This is a genomic window from Dyella sp. RRB7 (assembly GCF_022761115.1).
GTDB lineage: Bacteria > Pseudomonadota > Gammaproteobacteria > Xanthomonadales > Rhodanobacteraceae > Dyella.
Map to the genome: position 1 here is coordinate 247,005 of NZ_JAKWJS010000005.1, position 15,426 is coordinate 262,430.

11 protein-coding genes are annotated in these 15,426 nt (G+C 67.2%); 5 read left to right on the forward strand and 6 right to left on the reverse strand.

Features of this window, described 5'->3' with window-relative positions; all coding sequences use genetic code 11:
• Window position 1 precedes the first annotated feature (1 nt).
• On the forward strand, window positions 2-1,192 hold the full coding sequence (gene metB / locus MJ606_RS13600) for a cystathionine gamma-synthase (RefSeq protein ID WP_243050068.1): 1,191 nt from the start codon (window positions 2-4) through the stop codon (window positions 1,190-1,192).
• Window positions 1,189-2,271: a homoserine dehydrogenase gene (locus tag MJ606_RS13605; RefSeq protein WP_243050069.1), complete on the forward strand. Its 1,083-nt coding sequence runs from the start codon at window positions 1,189-1,191 to the stop codon at window positions 2,269-2,271. The genes metB and MJ606_RS13605 overlap by 4 nt, the downstream gene beginning before the upstream one ends.
• A gap of 140 nt (window positions 2,272-2,411) precedes the next feature.
• Here MJ606_RS13605 and MJ606_RS13610 read toward each other — a convergent pair whose 3' ends face one another.
• Entirely contained in the window at window positions 2,412-4,031 is a 1,620-nt protein-coding gene (locus MJ606_RS13610) for an APC family permease (protein ID WP_243050070.1), read from the reverse strand.
• Between the two features lie 306 nt (window positions 4,032-4,337).
• Here MJ606_RS13610 and MJ606_RS13615 point away from each other — a divergent pair, with 306 nt between their 5' ends.
• Window positions 4,338-5,342: a tetratricopeptide repeat protein gene (locus MJ606_RS13615; RefSeq protein ID WP_243050071.1), complete on the forward strand. Its 1,005-nt coding sequence runs from the start codon at window positions 4,338-4,340 to the stop codon at window positions 5,340-5,342.
• 10 nt (window positions 5,343-5,352) lie between these two features.
• On the opposite strand, the gene MJ606_RS13620 is transcribed toward MJ606_RS13615, so the two are convergent.
• Both MJ606_RS13620 and MJ606_RS13625 read right to left on the reverse strand, forming a co-directional pair.
• Window positions 5,353-6,735 (reverse strand): L-serine ammonia-lyase, encoded by a 1,383-nt coding sequence (locus tag MJ606_RS13620; protein ID WP_243050072.1) that lies wholly within the window; start codon window positions 6,733-6,735, stop codon window positions 5,353-5,355.
• Window positions 6,736-6,851: 116 nt separating this feature from the next.
• Window positions 6,852-9,260, reverse strand: a complete 2,409-nt coding sequence (locus tag MJ606_RS13625; protein ID WP_243050073.1) for a TonB-dependent siderophore receptor — start codon at window positions 9,258-9,260, stop codon at window positions 6,852-6,854.
• Window positions 9,261-9,462: 202 nt separating this feature from the next.
• Between MJ606_RS13625 and MJ606_RS13630 the strand changes: the two genes are divergently transcribed.
• Window positions 9,463-9,702, forward strand: a complete 240-nt coding sequence (locus tag MJ606_RS13630) for a glutaredoxin family protein (RefSeq protein WP_243050074.1) — start codon at window positions 9,463-9,465, stop codon at window positions 9,700-9,702.
• A 36-nt stretch (window positions 9,703-9,738) separates the two neighbouring features.
• Here the strand turns inward: MJ606_RS13630 and MJ606_RS13635 are convergent, their stop codons facing one another.
• From MJ606_RS13635 to MJ606_RS13645, 3 genes are read right to left on the reverse strand one after another with little or no spacing between them, the layout of a single operon-like run.
• Window positions 9,739-10,296 carry a YceI family protein gene (locus tag MJ606_RS13635; protein ID WP_243050075.1) on the reverse strand — a complete coding sequence of 186 codons (558 nt, stop codon included), beginning with the start codon at window positions 10,294-10,296 and terminating at the stop codon, window positions 9,739-9,741.
• Window positions 10,296-10,874: a cytochrome b gene (locus MJ606_RS13640; RefSeq protein ID WP_243050076.1), complete on the reverse strand. Its 579-nt coding sequence runs from the start codon at window positions 10,872-10,874 to the stop codon at window positions 10,296-10,298. Before MJ606_RS13640 ends, MJ606_RS13635 begins: the two co-directional genes overlap by 1 nt.
• On the reverse strand, window positions 10,871-11,491 hold the full coding sequence (locus tag MJ606_RS13645) for a YceI family protein (protein ID WP_243050077.1): 621 nt from the start codon (window positions 11,489-11,491) through the stop codon (window positions 10,871-10,873). Before MJ606_RS13645 ends, MJ606_RS13640 begins: the two co-directional genes overlap by 4 nt.
• 154 nt (window positions 11,492-11,645) lie before the next feature.
• Between MJ606_RS13645 and MJ606_RS13650 the strand changes: the two genes are divergently transcribed.
• Complete coding sequence (locus MJ606_RS13650) at window positions 11,646-15,218, forward strand: hybrid sensor histidine kinase/response regulator (protein WP_243050078.1); 3,573 nt, start codon at window positions 11,646-11,648, stop codon at window positions 15,216-15,218.
• The last annotated feature ends 208 nt before the right edge of the window (window positions 15,219-15,426 follow it).

The window sequence follows — 15,426 nt, forward strand, 5'->3', positions numbered from 1 at the left end:
CATGAGCGACACCACCGCCCCCTGTACCCGCGCCGTGCGCGCCGGCATCGAGTCCGATACCCAGCACGGCGCCGTCGTGCCGCCGCTGCACCTGTCGACCAACTATGCGTTCGAAGGCTTCGGCAACAAGCGCGCCTATGACTATTCGCGCAGCGGCAACCCCACGCGCGACCTGCTGGGCAATGCCCTGGCCGAACTGGAGCAGGGCGCGGGTGCGGTGGTGACGGCCAGCGGCATGGCGGCGGTGGCACTGGCGCTGGAACTGGTGCCGGCCGGGGCGCTGGTGCTGGCCGCGCACGATTGCTATGGCGGCACCTGGCGCCTGCTCGATGCCTGGGCGAAGAAGGGCCGCTTCCAGGTCCGTTTCGTCGACCTCACCCACAGCCACGCGCTGGCCGAAGGCCTCGCCGCCAAGCCGGCGCTGGTATGGGTGGAGACGCCTTCCAATCCGTTGCTGCGCATCACCGACATTCGCCATGTGGCGGCCGCCGCGCATGCCGTTGGCGCGCTGGTGGTGGTGGACAACACCTTCCTCTCGCCCGCACTGCAGCAGCCGCTGGCGCTGGGCGCCGACGTGGTGGTGCATTCCACCACCAAGTACATCAACGGCCACAGCGACGTGGTGGGCGGCGCCGTGGTGGCGCGCGACCCGGCGGTGGCCGAACAGTTGAAGTGGTGGGGCAACTGCAACGGCCTCACCGGTGCGCCGTTCGACAGTTTCCTCACCTTGCGCGGCCTGCGCACGCTCAGCGTGCGCCTGCGCCAGCACCAGGAAAACGCGGTGCGCATTGCCGAGCGCCTGGACGGCCATGCGGCGGTACGCAAGGTCTACTACCCGGGGCTGGAAAGCCATGTGGGCCATGCACTGGCTGCGCGCCAGCAGCAGGGTTTTGGCGCCATGCTGAGTTTCGAGTTGGAGGGTGACGTGGAGCACATCGCCGCTTTCGTCGATGGCCTGCGTTATTTCTCGCTGGCCGAATCGCTGGGCGGGGTGGAGAGCCTGGTCGCCCATCCGGCGTCGATGACGCATGCCTCCATGGCACCCGAAGCCCGCCGCGCGGCGGGCATCGCCGACAGCCTGCTGCGCCTGTCGGTGGGCATCGAAGATGGCGATGACCTGCTGCGCGACCTGGACGCCGCCTTGCAGCGCGCCGAGGCCGCGGGTGCCGCCAAACGCCGGGTGAGCGCATGAGCGCGGTGCTGGCGACGCAGGCCGTATCGGCAGCGAAACCGCAGCGGGCTTCCATCGCCACCGTGTTGCTCGGTACCGGCGTGGTCGGCGGGGCCTTCCTGAAGTTGCTCAATACGCCGGCGGCAGCGTCGATCCGGCTGGTGGCCGCGGCCAATTCTCGTCGCCAGCAGACCCGCGCCGACCAATTGGCCGATCGCGCCCTGCGCGAAAAGCTCAAAAGCCACGGCGATCCGCGTGACGATGCCGCGCTGCTCGCGGCGCTCGATGCCAGCGACGCCACGGTGAAGGTCATCATCGACGCCACCGCCTGCGGCGCGCTCGCCTCGCGTCATGCCGAGTGGCTGGCGCGCGGCTATCACGTGGTCACCGCCAACAAGTCGCTCGCCGGCGGCGACCTGCCGGGCTGGCGCGCGCTGCAGGCGGCGCTGGCGCAAGGTGGCAGCTATGGCGATTCGGCCACGGTGGGCGCGGGCTTGCCGGTGATCTCCACGCTGCGCCGCCTGCGTCATTGCGGCGATGCGTTGCTCACGCTCGAAGGCGTGTTCTCCGGCTCGCTGTCCTACCTGTTCAACCAGTACGACGGCAGCCAGCCGTTCTCCGCGCTGCTGCGGCGGGCGCGCGAACTCGGTTATACCGAGCCCGATCCGCGCTCGGATCTTTCCGGCGAGGACGTGGCGCGCAAGCTGCTGATCCTCGCGCGCTGCGCCGGCTTCGCCCTGCGTCCGGACGAAGTGGAAGTGGAAAGCCTGGTGCCGGAAAGCCTGCGTGGCGTGGACGTGGAAACCTTCCTGTCGCGCCTGGAAGAACTCGATGAACCGCTGGCTGCGCGTCATGCCGAAGCAACGGCACGCGGCGGTTCGCTGCGCTTCCTGGCCCGCCTCAACCAGCGCGGTCGCGCCCGCGTGGGCCTGGTGGAAGTGCCGGCCAACCATCCGGCCACCCGCCTCTACGGCACCGACAACCAGTTCGCGCTCAGCACCACCCGCTACAACACCCAGCCGCTGGTGATCCAGGGTCCGGGCGCGGGGCCGGAAGTGACGGCGCAGGCGTTGCTGGGTGACGTGCTCGCCTTGGTTTGAGCATATCGCAGCGTGGGCCGCGCACAGGGACAAAGACAGCACCGCCCCTGCACGCGATCGGTGCCGATCGACGCGGCAGCTCCAAAAGAAAACGCGCGGCTCATCACCGCGCGTTTTCTTTATGCCTGGGTTCCAAAGACTCAGTGATGAGCCGTGGGATTGGCCAGCGCTTCGCGCTCCGCCTGTTCCACCGACGGCGTGCGCCAGCCGGACTTCACGCCCCACAGGTAGAACACCAGGCCGATCACGGCGACCACGGCCAGGTCCACGCCGTAGGGCAGGTAGCCCTTGCCGCCGAACATGTCGCTGCCGAGCCAGGACACCAGCGCGAGCGCGGGCAGGTAGCAGACCAGCCACCAGGCGCCCTTGAGTTGGCGGCCAAAATCCTTCCAGCCTGCCTTGGCCTGGTAATACAGGTACACCGGCAGGGCCACCACCATCAGCAGGATGATCTCGCCGGTAAGCGGCCAGCGGGCCCAGTACAGCAGCTCGGTCGCCATGATGAAGGCGACGCCCGCCAGGATAGGCAGGCCGCTGATGCGCAGCGGGCGATGCAGGTTGGGCGCCGTGCGGCGCAGCGTCATCGCGCTCACCGGGCCGGTGAGGTAGGAGATGATCGTGGCCACCGAGATCACCGCCGCCAGCGTGCCCCAGCCGCGGAAGAAGAACAGGAACAGGAACGACACCGCCAGGTTGAACCACATCGCCGGACGCGGCACGCCCCACTTCGGGTGGATGCGGCCGAGGATCTTCGGCAGCGTGCCATTGCGCTCCATGCCGTAGATCATGCGCGCGGTGGTGGCGGTATAGGTCATGCCGGTGCCGCTGGGGCTGATGAACGCATCCACGTACAGCAGCATCGCCAGCCAGTGCAGGTTGACGATGATCGCCAGCTCGGCGAACGGCGAGCGGAAGTCGATGCCATGCCAGCCGGCCTTGGCCAGCATCTCCGGCGGCACCGCGCCGATGTAGGCCAGCTGCAGGATGATGTACACCACCGTGGCCAACAGGATCGAGCCGATCACCGCGAACGGAATGCTCTTGCCCGGGTTGTGCGCCTCGCCGGCCAGGTTCACCGGGCTCTGGAATCCGTTGAAGCTGAACACGATGCCGGCGGTGGCTACCGCCGTAAGCACCGCGGCGAAATCGATCGCGTGCGTATCGCCATGCACGCCCACCGAGAAGTTCTCGCCGTGGAAGCCGCTGGCGATCAGCGCCAGGCCGGTCGCGGCCGGCACCACCAGCTTGAACACGGTGATGGCGGTATTGGAGCGCGCGAACAGCTTCACGCTCCAGAAGTTCACCAGGAAGTAGATGATCACCAGCACCGCGGCGATGGACAGGCCAGCCGGTGCCAGCTCGCCATGGCCATCGGGCATGTGGATGTACAGATCGTGCGCCCACTGCCACGGCCACGAGGCCATGTACTGCACCGATGCCTCCGCTTCCACCGGAATCACCGAGACGATGGCGATCCAGTTGGCCCATGCGCCGATAAAACCCACCAGCGAACCGTGCGAATAGTGGCTATAGCGCACCATGCCGCCCGACTCGGGGAACATGGCGCCCAGCTCGGCATAGGTCAGCGCGATGGTCATGATGATGGCGGCGCCCAGCACCCACGCCCACACGGCGCCCGGACCGGCCAGGCCAGCCGCGCGCCATGCGCCAAACAGCCAGCCGGAGCCGATGATCGAGCCCAGGCCGGTGAGCATGAGGGCGAACGGGCCGACATCGCGTCGGATGGGAGATTGAGACATGCGGGTCCCCAGGTCAGTGGATCGACGGGCCGCCACCCGGGCGACACAAGGGGCGGATGATGACAGACCCGTCACGCCGCTGTCAGCCCGCCGGGAGTCACGGTGCGTGCCGGGATGTAGCGGGCAGGTAGTTGAATCGGCTGCAAATTAGCCCGCCTGTTGGTGCGGCGCAGGCACGGGCGGGTGCCCTATCGCCCGCAGGAAAATGCCGGAGGTGGCCGCCGCGCCGCAGGAAGTCGCCATTGGCGAAGCGAGGCCCGGGCGCTAGCATCGAAGATCGACCTAGGGACATGGGGAGAGCGCCTTATGCTTCGTAGCCATGTGATGCTGGCGATGGTCCTGCTGGCGGGCATGGGCATGCAGGCCCTTGCAGGAAGCGGCAATCCCATCCCCGACGCGCTGCGCCAACAGGCCGCCGCTGGCGACGCCAAGGCCCAGGTCGCCCTCGGGCATGCGCTGCAGGCCGATGGCGTGGCGGCGGACAAGCCGGCGGCCGTGGACTGGTATCGCAAGGCGGCCGAGCAGGGCAGTGCGGAGGCGGCGTGGATGCTCAGCTCCGCCTATATGGGGGGCATGGGCGTCCCGCGCGATATGTCCGCAGCGGTCGAGTGGATGCGCAAGAGCGTGTCGATCGACGGCGACCCGGATCACATGTCGATCTTGGCGATCACGTTGTTCACCACCGGCAATCTGCCGGAAGCGAGCCAGTGGGCACAGAAGTCGGCCGACAAGGGCTCGACCAAGGGCATGACCTTGCTGGCGATGGCCAACATCACCGGCGAAATGGGCCTGCCGAAGGATCAGGCGGCAGGCGAGCATTGGCTGCTGCTTGCCGCGCAGAAGGGTGATCCGGAGGCCCAGGTCGCGCTGGGCCAGATCTACATCACCGGCATGCTGGGGCGTACCGACACGGCCGCCGGCATCCGCTGGCTGCAGAGCGCCGCCGATCAGGGCAGCGCAAGGGCTGCCGGCACGCTGGGCTACTTCTACATCACCGGCAAACAGAACGTTCCCCAGGACGTGCAGCGCGGCGTGGAGCTGGCGCGCAAGGCACTGGCCGGCAACGACATGATGGGGCACTTCGCGATGGGCGTGGCCTATGCCACCGGCGCCGGGGTCGCCGCCGACCCGGCGCGCGGATGGTACGAACTGGCCACCGCCCAGCGGATGGACAACCAGCACGAACTGAAAAGCGCCGTCGACTACATGTCGCGGGCGGCCACCCAGCTGTCGCCCGAGCGCCTGAAGGAGCTGCGCGCCAAGGTGGACGCCGATGCCGCCGCCGCGAAGGCGACGGGCAGCACCGGCTGACGAGCTCGCCTCAGCACTCGATCACATTGACGGCGAGGCCGCCGCGCGAGGTTTCCTTGTACTTGTCCTTCATGTCGCGGCCGGTGTCGCGCATGGTGGCGATCACCTTGTCCAGCGACACGCGGTGCTTGCCGTCGCTCTTGAGCGCCATGCGGCTGGCGTTGATGGCCTTGACCGAGCCCATGGCGTTGCGCTCGATGCAGGGAATCTGCACCAGGCCGCCGATCGGGTCGCAGGTCAGGCCCAGGTTGTGCTCCATGCCGATCTCGGCGGCGTTCTCCACCTGCAGCACGTTGCCGCCCAGCGCGGCGGTGAGGCCACCGGCCGCCATCGAGCAGGCCACGCCCACTTCGCCCTGGCAACCCACCTCGGCACCGGAGATCGAGGCGTTCTCCTTGTAGAGGATGCCGATGGCGCCGGCGGTGAGCAGGAAGTCGATGATGCCGTGCTCGTCCGACTTCGGGCAGAAGCGGTGGTAGTAGTGCAGCACCGCCGGCACGATGCCGGCCGCGCCGTTGGTCGGCGCGGTGACCACGCGACCGCCGGCGGCGTTTTCTTCGTTCACCGCGAGCGCGTAGAGGTTCACCCAGTCGAGGATGGTCAGCGGGTCCTTCAGCGCGGCTTCGGGCTGGCTGCGCAGCTCCTCGGCCATGGCCGGGGCGCGCCGCGTCACCTTGAGGCCGCCGGGCAGCACGCCGGGCGAGCGCAGGCCGCGGTCCACGCAGTTCTGCATGGCCTTCCAGATGGTCAGCAGGCCGGCGCGCGTATCCGCCTCGCTGCGCCACACTTTCTCGTTCTCCATCATCAATTGCGCGATGGAGAGTCCGTGCTTTTCGCACAGCGCCAGCAGCTGGTCGCCAGTGGAGAAGGGATAGGGCTGCTCGGTAGTGTCGGCGACGATGCGGTCTTCGGCGGCCTCGTCGTGGTTGACCACGAAGCCACCGCCGACCGAGTAGTAGTCGCGCGTGGCCAGCTCGTGGCCATCGGCATCGTAGGCGGAGAAGCGCATGCCGTTGGTGTGGAACGGCAGCTTCTGGCGCTTGTTGAACACCAGGTCGCGCTTCTCGTCGAACTCGATCTCGTGCTTGCCGAGCACGCGCAAGCGATGCGTGCCGCGGATGCGCGCCAGTGTCTCGGGAATGTGGTCGGGGTCGACCGTATCCGGATGCGCGCCCTCGAAGCCGAGCAGCACCGCCTTGTCGGTGCCGTGGCCACGGCCGGTCATGGCGAGCGAGCCGTACAGCTCCGCGCGCACGCGCACCACCCGGTCGAGCACGCCCTTTTCCTCCAGCCAGCGCTCGGCGAAGCGGGCGGCGGCGCGCATGGGGCCAACCGTGTGCGAGGAGGAGGGACCAATGCCGATCTTGAACAGGTCGAATACGCTGACAGCCATGGAGATACGCAGAGTGGGCGGGGAGAACCGCCCATTCTACGCGGGCCGCGGCGCGACGTTTGCCGCGCCGCAGCGTTGCTGTTCAGTGCGTGCGCGTATGGCGACGCATGCGGCGATCAGAACTGGTACTTCACGTTGAGCATGTAGCTGCGCGATGCGGCGTAGTAGCCCTGCGCCCAGTACAGGCTGGCGATGTACTTGCGGTTGGTCACGTTGTCGATGTTGAAGGTGGTGCTCCAGTGCTGGCCGAAGTCGTAGCCGGCCATCAGGCCGAGCACGGCATAGGCGCCCTGGTGGGTGAAGATCTCGCTGCCATCGGTGGCCACCGCATCCTGGTCGCGGTAGATGCGGTCCTGCCAGCGCAACGTGCCGCCGACCTTGACGCCCGGCAGCGCGCTGATGCGGTAGCTGGTGGCGAGGCGGAACATGCGGCGCGGCACATAGGTGCGCACGTTGTCGCCTTGCGGATCGACGATGCCCAACTGCGTGTAACCGCCGCTCACCTGCCAGTTGTCGGTGAGCTGGCCGCTGACGTCGAACTCGTAGCCTTTGGAGGTGGCGTCGATGCCGCTGTAGTAGTCCTGGTTGGTCACCAGGCTGTGGCCGGCGTACTCGGCCAGGTTGTCCTGCTTGGCGCGGAACAAGGCGAACGACGCATTGAGGCGGCCGCCGAACCATTCGCCCTTGATGCCCGCTTCCAGGTTCGAGCCGGTGACCGGATCGAGCACCTTGTTGTTGATGTCGGCCTGCGTCTGCGGGTTGAACAACTGCGCGTAGCTGGCATACAGCGAATAGTGGGGCGACAGGTCGTACACCGCGCCCACGAACGGCACCGAGCGGGTTTTCTCGTAGTTGTTGGGGGTGCCGTAGTTCTCGCCGTCCGAATGGATGCGCACCAGGCTGGCGCCGGTGATCAGGGTGAGCGGGTCGGCCAGGCTCCAGCGCGCGGTGGCGTACAGGCTGCTGCGGTGGATATGCCATTGGGCGGTGCCGTAGTACGCATCGAACGGCGGCTGCGGATAGTCGCCGGTCCAGTCGGTGAGGCTGGGCAGCGGCGTGCCGATGCCTTCGCCATAGCCGGACCACTGGTTGACCGAGCTTTCGGCCCAGTTGGCGCCCAGCACCAGCTGGTGCTGGCGGCCGCCAAGGTCGAACGGACCGCTGGCGTACAGATCGCCCACGTACTGTTTCTCGGCGCTGGTGTAGCGCGAGGGATAGGCATACAGGCCCAGGCCGGTCGCCGCGTCGGGCGTGCCGTAGATGTAGAACAGGTTGCCGTCCTCGGCGATACGTCGATAGTTGATCGCCGCCTTCAGGCTCCAGTCGCCGCCCAGTTGCTGGGTCAATTCGGTGAAGGCACGCGTATCGGCGATGTTCCAGTACGACCAGTCGGCCGAGGTGCTGGTGGAACGCGGGTAATCGGTGGCCGAGCCATCGGTGTTGTACAGCGGCAGCGCGCCCCACATGCCGCCGTGCGCCTTGTCCTTCTGGTAGGTCACGCCGGCGGTGAGCAGGGTGCTGCTGCTGAGGTCGGCCTCGACGATGCCCGACAGCACTTGCTTGCGCAGGTTGTAGCGGTCCAGATAGCTGTCGCCATCCTGGTCGGCGACGATCAGGCGGCCGCGCACGCTGTGCGAATCGTTGAGCGGCCCGGACAGATCCACGTCCACGCGGCGCTGGTCCCAGCTGCCTACGGTGACGCCCACGCTGCCTTCGTAGTCGGCGGTGGGCAGCTTGCGCACGAAGTTGATGGTGGCCGACGGGTTGCCGGTGAAGGACAGCAGGCCGTTGGCCCCGCGCAGCACCTCGACGCGCTGGTACACGGCGGTGTCGAGGTCACCCTCCTGCTCGCCGTTGGTAAATGGCAGGCCCAGTCCGTCGACCAGGAAATTGGTGACATCGAAGCCGCGCGCGCTGTAGTAGGTGCGATCGGTTTCCACGCGCTCGACGTTCACGCCGGTGGTGGTGTCCAGCACGGCGTTGACGTTGTTGAGGCCGAAGTCGTCCATCTGCTGGCGCGTGACCACGCTCACCGATTGCGGCGTCTCGCGCAGCGACAGCGGCAGGCGGGTGGCGCCGGCGGTCTCGCGCGTGGTGTAGGTATTGCCGTCGCCCACCACATTGGCGGTGGCCTGCACGCCCTCGAGGTTCTTCACGTTCGCCGCGGTGGCGGCCGCGACCAACTGGTAGCGACCACCGCCCACGTCCTGGGCCGCGATGCCGCTGCCGGCGAGCAGCGCGTCGAGTGCGTCGCCAGCGGTGTAGTCACCGTGGAGGCCGGCGGTGTGCTTGCCTTCCAGCACCAGGCCATGGCTGTCCGGACGCGGGCCGCCCTGGCGTTCGAACGCGACCAGGGCCTGGGCCAGCGAGCCGGCGGGAATGTCGTAGCGGTGCATCGGCCGGGTAGCGGCAGGCGTGCCCTGCTGGGCGAACAGCACCGGCGAGGCGCAGGCGAGGCAGAGTGCGATGGCCAGGCTGCGATACAGGGGACGGTGCAGCCGCGGAGACGAGCAGGGCGGGGACATAGTGGGGCCTTGGGGCAATCGATATGGGTCAGGGCAGGCCATGGAGCGTCCGCTGTCATGGCATGAACACAAATGATAGTAATTATCATTTAGTTTTGCCAATGATGATGCCGGGACACGGTGCCGCGGGCCTTTGCGCCGCTCGGCGGGAACGCCGGGAACCCTCGCGAAAGCGGGGTCTGATCGCGTATGGTCGCCGCCCATGCGCCCGCGATTCGTGCTCTACCAACGTGACTATTGCCACCTGTGCGACCAGGCGCTGGCCGTGATGGCGCAAGCCCGCGCGCCGGATTTCGACAGCGTATGGGTCGATGACGACGAGGGGCTGGAGCTGCGCTATGGCACCCGCGTACCGGTGCTGTGCGATAGCCGCGATGGGCGTGAGCTGGACTGGCCGTTCGACGCGGCGGCGGTACGGCGGTTTCTGCTGGAAACGCGGTAGGAGCGCCTGGGGTGCGCCCCTGCCGGTGGCGCGCGCTTACTTTGCGGTGAGCACGAGATGGGCGTTGATCTTCACATCGGCGCCGATCACCGACGTATCGGCGTACTCGCCACCACCCACGCCGAAGTCCAGGCGCTTCACCGAGCCGCTCACATCCAGGGTGGCGCCCGTGCCCTGCGGCTTGAAGGTGACATTGAGGCTTACCGGCTTGGTCACGCCGCGCAGGGTGAGGTTGCCGTCGGCCACCACCTGGGCGCCGTTCTGGTGAAAGCCGGTGGTGACGAAGTGCGCCTGGGGGAATTTCGCCACGTTGAAGAAGTCGGCGCCCGGCAGCGCGCCGTCGCGGTCGTTGTCGCCGGTCTTGGCGCTGGCCAGGTCTACCGTCACGTCGAACTTGGAGGTGGCCAGCTTGGCCGCGTCATAGCTGATCGCGGCCGTCCACTTGCCGAAGCTGCCGTCGAACGACTGGCCCTGGAAGCTGCTGGTGAAGCCGAGCTTGCTGGCGGCAGGTTGCACCGTGTAATCGGCGGCGCTGGCCAGCCCCGGCAGGGCAAGGGCGAGCAGCAGTGGGGCGACGAGCTTGAGGTGTTTCATCAGCGTTCTCCTTGGGAGGCGGAGCCGTTGCGCAGGCGACGGAAGGGGAGCATGCGCAGCAGCGTGTTGTCGCGGTCGAGCAGGTGATGCTTCCACGCGCCGGCGACATGCAGCACCAGGATCACCACCAGTATCCAGAACAGTTTCTCGTGCACGCCGTGGGCGAAATGTCGAAGCTCGGGATGGGCCGTGGTCAGCGCGGGCAGGTTGAACAGCTTGAAGAACTGCAGCGGCTTGCCGGCGATCGAGTTGAACCACCAGCCGCTGAGCGGCAGCGCGGCGATCAGCAGGTACAGCACGCCATGCACCGCATGCGCGACGATGGTCTGCCAGCGCGGCGCGGGTTCGTCTTTCGGGCGACGGTCGCCCACGCGCCATAGCAGGCGCAACAACAACAGCGCCAGCACGGTCAGTCCGATGGACTTGTGCAGGGCCAGCCAGTTGATTTTCTGCATGGGCGAACTGGCCAGATCCATCGCCAGTCCGAAGATGCCGTTGCCGATGATCAGCAACGCGGTGGTCCAGTGGAAGAACTTGGCGACCGAGCCCCATTGGCGGTCGTTGCTGCGCAGGCTCATGGAGATCCTTGGTGGGTGTTGAGGTGGTCGTCTTGGACGGCTTCCAGCTCCAGCCAGACGCTGACGCCATGGCCGATCGAATGGGCGTTGGCGGTGATGCCGAAATCATCGCGGTTGAGCATGGCCGTGGCTGAAAAGCCCGCCGTGGTATGCATGCCGTAGATGGTGGTGCCCAGGCGGTTGAAGGTGAAGGGCAGCTCCACCGGCCGGGTCACTCCGCGCAGGGTGAGGTTGCCGTGCAACACCCCATGGCTGGCGTCCTTGCGCTCCACCGAGGTGCTGCTGAAATGGGCATAACGCGCGCCGTTGGCATCGAGGAAAGCCGGCTTGAGCACCGCCGCATTCCATGCCGCATCGCCCATGTCCAGGCTTGCCAGGTCGATATCCAGCTCGGTGGCGGACTGGCTCCAGTCGTCAACATCGAAGCGCAGCCAGCCCTGGGCGATATGCAGGCGCCCGAACGGGCGCGAGAAACCGTCGTGGTCGATGCTGAAGAGGATCTGGCTATGCGTGGTGTCATAGCGATACGTGGCCGGCGCGGCAGGTATCGCGGCCAGCGGCAGCCACGCGCCCACGAGCGCAAGAAGAAGCCGGCTTGTGAGGCGTGACGTGGGCATGGCGGAAGTCTGGATGATCCGTGATACCGGCGCCAGCCGCCCATCGGGAACGGATTGTTTCCGCGTCGGCGCCTTCACAACCTGTTGATGTCGCCGCCCCGTGGCGGCGTTGCGCGGCCGGTGCCCATGCTCGTTCTGACATCGTTGCTCTGGCATGATCGTACGCCTGGGGGAGTTCATGCTGCCGTCCTTGTTGCTCAGTGCCTTCCTGTTTGGAACCACGCCGACGCCCACGATGGATATCACGTCCGTCGTGCCGCCGGCTGCCACGGCGCTGCCCACGCCGCAGTTTCGCCGCTATGGCACCGCCGAGGGGCTGCCCAGCAGCAGCGTGTATACCGTGGTGCAGTCGCCCGACGGCACCATGTGGTTCGGCACCAAGAGTGGCATCGCACGCTATGACGGCGTCGGCTTCAAGGTGTTCCGTCATGTCGTGGGCGATGCGCAATCGCTGTACAACAACGGCATCTCGGCCCTGCTGTTCGATCGCGGCGGGCACCTGTGGGCCGCCGGCCTGGAGGCGGGGCTCAACCGTTACGACGAACATACCGCCTCGTTCCGTCACTGGGGGCACGACAACAACGATCCGGCGAGCCTTAGCAGCGACAAGGCATGGACCATCGCGCAGACCGCCGACGGCTCGATCTGGGTCGGTACCGCGGTGGGCCTGGATCGCATGCGCATGGATGGTCGCGGTTTCGACCATGTGGCGGTGAGCGGGGATGATCCCGCGGCGCTGGGCACGGTGGGCGCGCTTTACGTCGACACGCATGGGCAGCTGTGGGTTGGCAGCGACAACGGCGTGTTCCGTCGCGACGAGGCTGGCGAATTCCACGCGATCAAGCCGGAAACCCCGGGGCAGGCGGTGGATGCCTGGCGTATCGAAGGCAACGCCGACGAAGTGCGCATCGCCTCGTCGCATGGCCTGTTCGTGGTGCGCGGCGACGATATCGCGCGGCAGGTCGGGCGCAATGAACTGCCCGATACCAATGTGCTCAGCAGCGCACGCGACCGCGCCGGGCGCCTGTGGGTGGGCACGCAGCGGGGCCTGTTCCTGCAGAACGGCGAAGGCAGGCCCATCCAGGCCGTGATCAATCAGCCGGTGTTGTACGGCAACCTGCCGGGCACGTGGGTGTGGCAGATCCAGGCCGACAACGAAGGCGGCCTGTGGATCGCCCTGTTCGATGGCGGCGTGGCCTACCTCGCGCCGGGCTGGAACAGCGTCAGCCGCTTCACCCACATTCCCGACGATGACGACAGCCTGCGCGATTCGGTCGCCTATTCGGTGGCGCGTGGCAGTGCCGGCACCGTGTGGGTGGGCGAACGCGGCGGTCGCGTGGACCGGCTATGGCCGGCCACCGGCGCGGTCGCGCACGTGTTGTCGGGCCTGCGCGGCGACGTGCTGGGCATGACCGAAGATGCACAGGCGCGCTTGTGGATCACCGTGCAGGGCGCGTTGTTCCGCTACGACAACGGCAAGCTCGACCAGGTGCCGGCCAACAGCCAGGGCATGAAGCATCCGCTGGAAGTGGAGCTGGGCCCGGATGGCAAGCTCTACGCGCGCACCTTCGGCGAAGGCCTGTTCCGCGTCGATCAGGACACGCTCGCCGTCACGCCGGTGCCGTTCCGGCCGGCCGAGGAAAAGGCCCGCTGGGGCAGCCAGATCACGCTGAAAGATGGCCGCTTCTGGTACGCCAGCGACGGCGGCATGATGCGCCTCGATCACACGTTCCAATATTTCGAGCCGGTGCCGGGCGTGAAGAACGACGCCTCGGTGGACGCCTTCGACTTCACCGACGACGGCATGTGGATGGCGCGGCCCGATGGCCTGGAGCACTACCACTACACCGAGGATGGACTGGCGCTCGACGACAAGATCGATGCGAGCCGCGGCTGGCCGTCGGTCAACGTGATCGACCTGGCGGTGGACAAGCATCAGCGCGTGTGGATTTTTGGCCGCGATGGCCTGTGGCGGTTCGATCCCAGTTCGGGGCGATTCCGTGAGCTTGGCCTGCAGGACGGCCTGAGCAACGGTGAATTCATGCGTGGCTTTGGACGCGCCATCGACGGCACCATCTACGCGCCCACGCTGGGCGGCGTGATGGGCTTCAACCCCAACCGCATCGACGAGAACGTTTCATCGCCAGCCGTGGCCATCACGCATATCAGCGTGCGCCGCAACGGCATCGTGCAGGACGTGCCGGTGCCGGCCTCGGGCGAGTTGTTGCTCGGCTGGAAAGACCGCGGGCTGAATATCGAGGCGCGCGTGTTCTCCTATGTCGACCCTGCCGCCAATCGCTACCGCTTCCGCCTGCATGGTTTGGACGCCGCCTGGGTGGACACGGGTAGCCGCGGCGAACGCGATTTCGCGGGATTGGGCGCCGGCGATTACACCTTGGACGTAGCAGGTGCAGGCGCCGATGGCGTGTGGGCACATCTGGCCCAGCCCCTGCATATCCACGTGCAGGCGCCGCCGTGGGAGCGCTGGTGGGCGTGGTGCGGCTATGTGCTGCTGGCCGCATGGCTGGCCTGGCTGGCGCTGCAGGTATGGCGCCGTCGCCTGGCGCAGCGGCACCAGATCCAGCTGGCCGAGCAGCGCAGCCGGCTCGCCGAGCAGGCCAGTGCCGCGAAAACCCAGTTCCTCGCTACCTTGAGCCATGAAATCCGTACGCCGATGACCGGCGTGATGGGCATGGCCGAGCTGCTGCTCAGCACGCCGCTCAGCAGCCTCCAGCGCGAGTACGCCGAAGCCATGCAGCGATCCGGCGGCATGCTGCTCAAGTTGCTCAATGACGCACTGGACCTGGCGCGCATCGAGGCCGGCAAGCTCGAACTGGAAAACGCCCCGTTCGATCCCGCCGTGCTGGCCAATGACGTGGCCCAGCTGGAACTGGGCCAGGCGCGGGCCAAGGGTTTGCGCTTCGAGGTGGACGTTGCCGACGGCCTGCCGCATCGCATGATCGGCGACGCGGTACGCATCAAGCAGGTGCTGCTCAACCTGGCCAACAACGCCTTGAAGTTCACCGAGCGTGGCGGCGTCACCCTGCGCGTGCGCCGCACCCAGGACGGCCTGCGCTTCAGCATCATCGACACCGGCCCCGGCATTCCGGAAGCCAGCCAGGCGCGCTTGTTCCAGCGCTTCGAGCAGGCCACCAGCCCGCAACGGCGCGCCGGCAGCGGGCTGGGCCTGGCGATCTGCCGCGAACTGGTGGCGATGATGGGCGGCAGCATCGAACTGGAATCGAAGGTGGCATTCGGCAGCACGTTCCATGTGCGGTTGCCGCTACAAGTCGCGCAGGAGCCGCCCGCGTCGACTGCCACGCACGGTGATGTTCCGATCACGCGTCAATTGCACGTGCTGCTGGTGGAAGACGACGCCATCGTGGCGGCGGTGATCCGCGGCCTGCTCGAACGCGTCGGTCACGACGTGCGCTATGTGGGCAATGGCCTGGCCGCGCTGGCGGAACTGGCACAGGCGTCTTGCGACGTGATCCTGCTCGACCTCGACCTTCCAGGCATCGATGGCTTCCAGATCGCACGCCTGATCCGCCAGCGCGAGGAACCCGGTCATCGCATACCGATCGTGGCGATCACGGCGCGTTCGGGTGGCGATGAGGAAGCGCGGGCGCGCGACGCGGGCATGGATGGCTTTCTGCGCAAGCCGCTGACGGGTGAGCAGCTGATGGATGTGATCCATGCGCATATGAGGGTGAGTGAAGGGGAGTGATGCGGGAGCATCACGAAGCGTGTTCGGCTCTTGCGCTCGTCATCCCTGCGGAAGCAGGGACCCAGTGACTGTGTTCTTGATGGTGACGTTATCGCCAGCGTGCTCGCCTGCGGCGGGCTTCCGAGCCGCTGCCGCGGCCCGGGTTACTTCTCTTTGCGTGGCCAAAGAGAAGTAACCAAGAGAAAGGCCACCCCGATGGCGCGCCCTT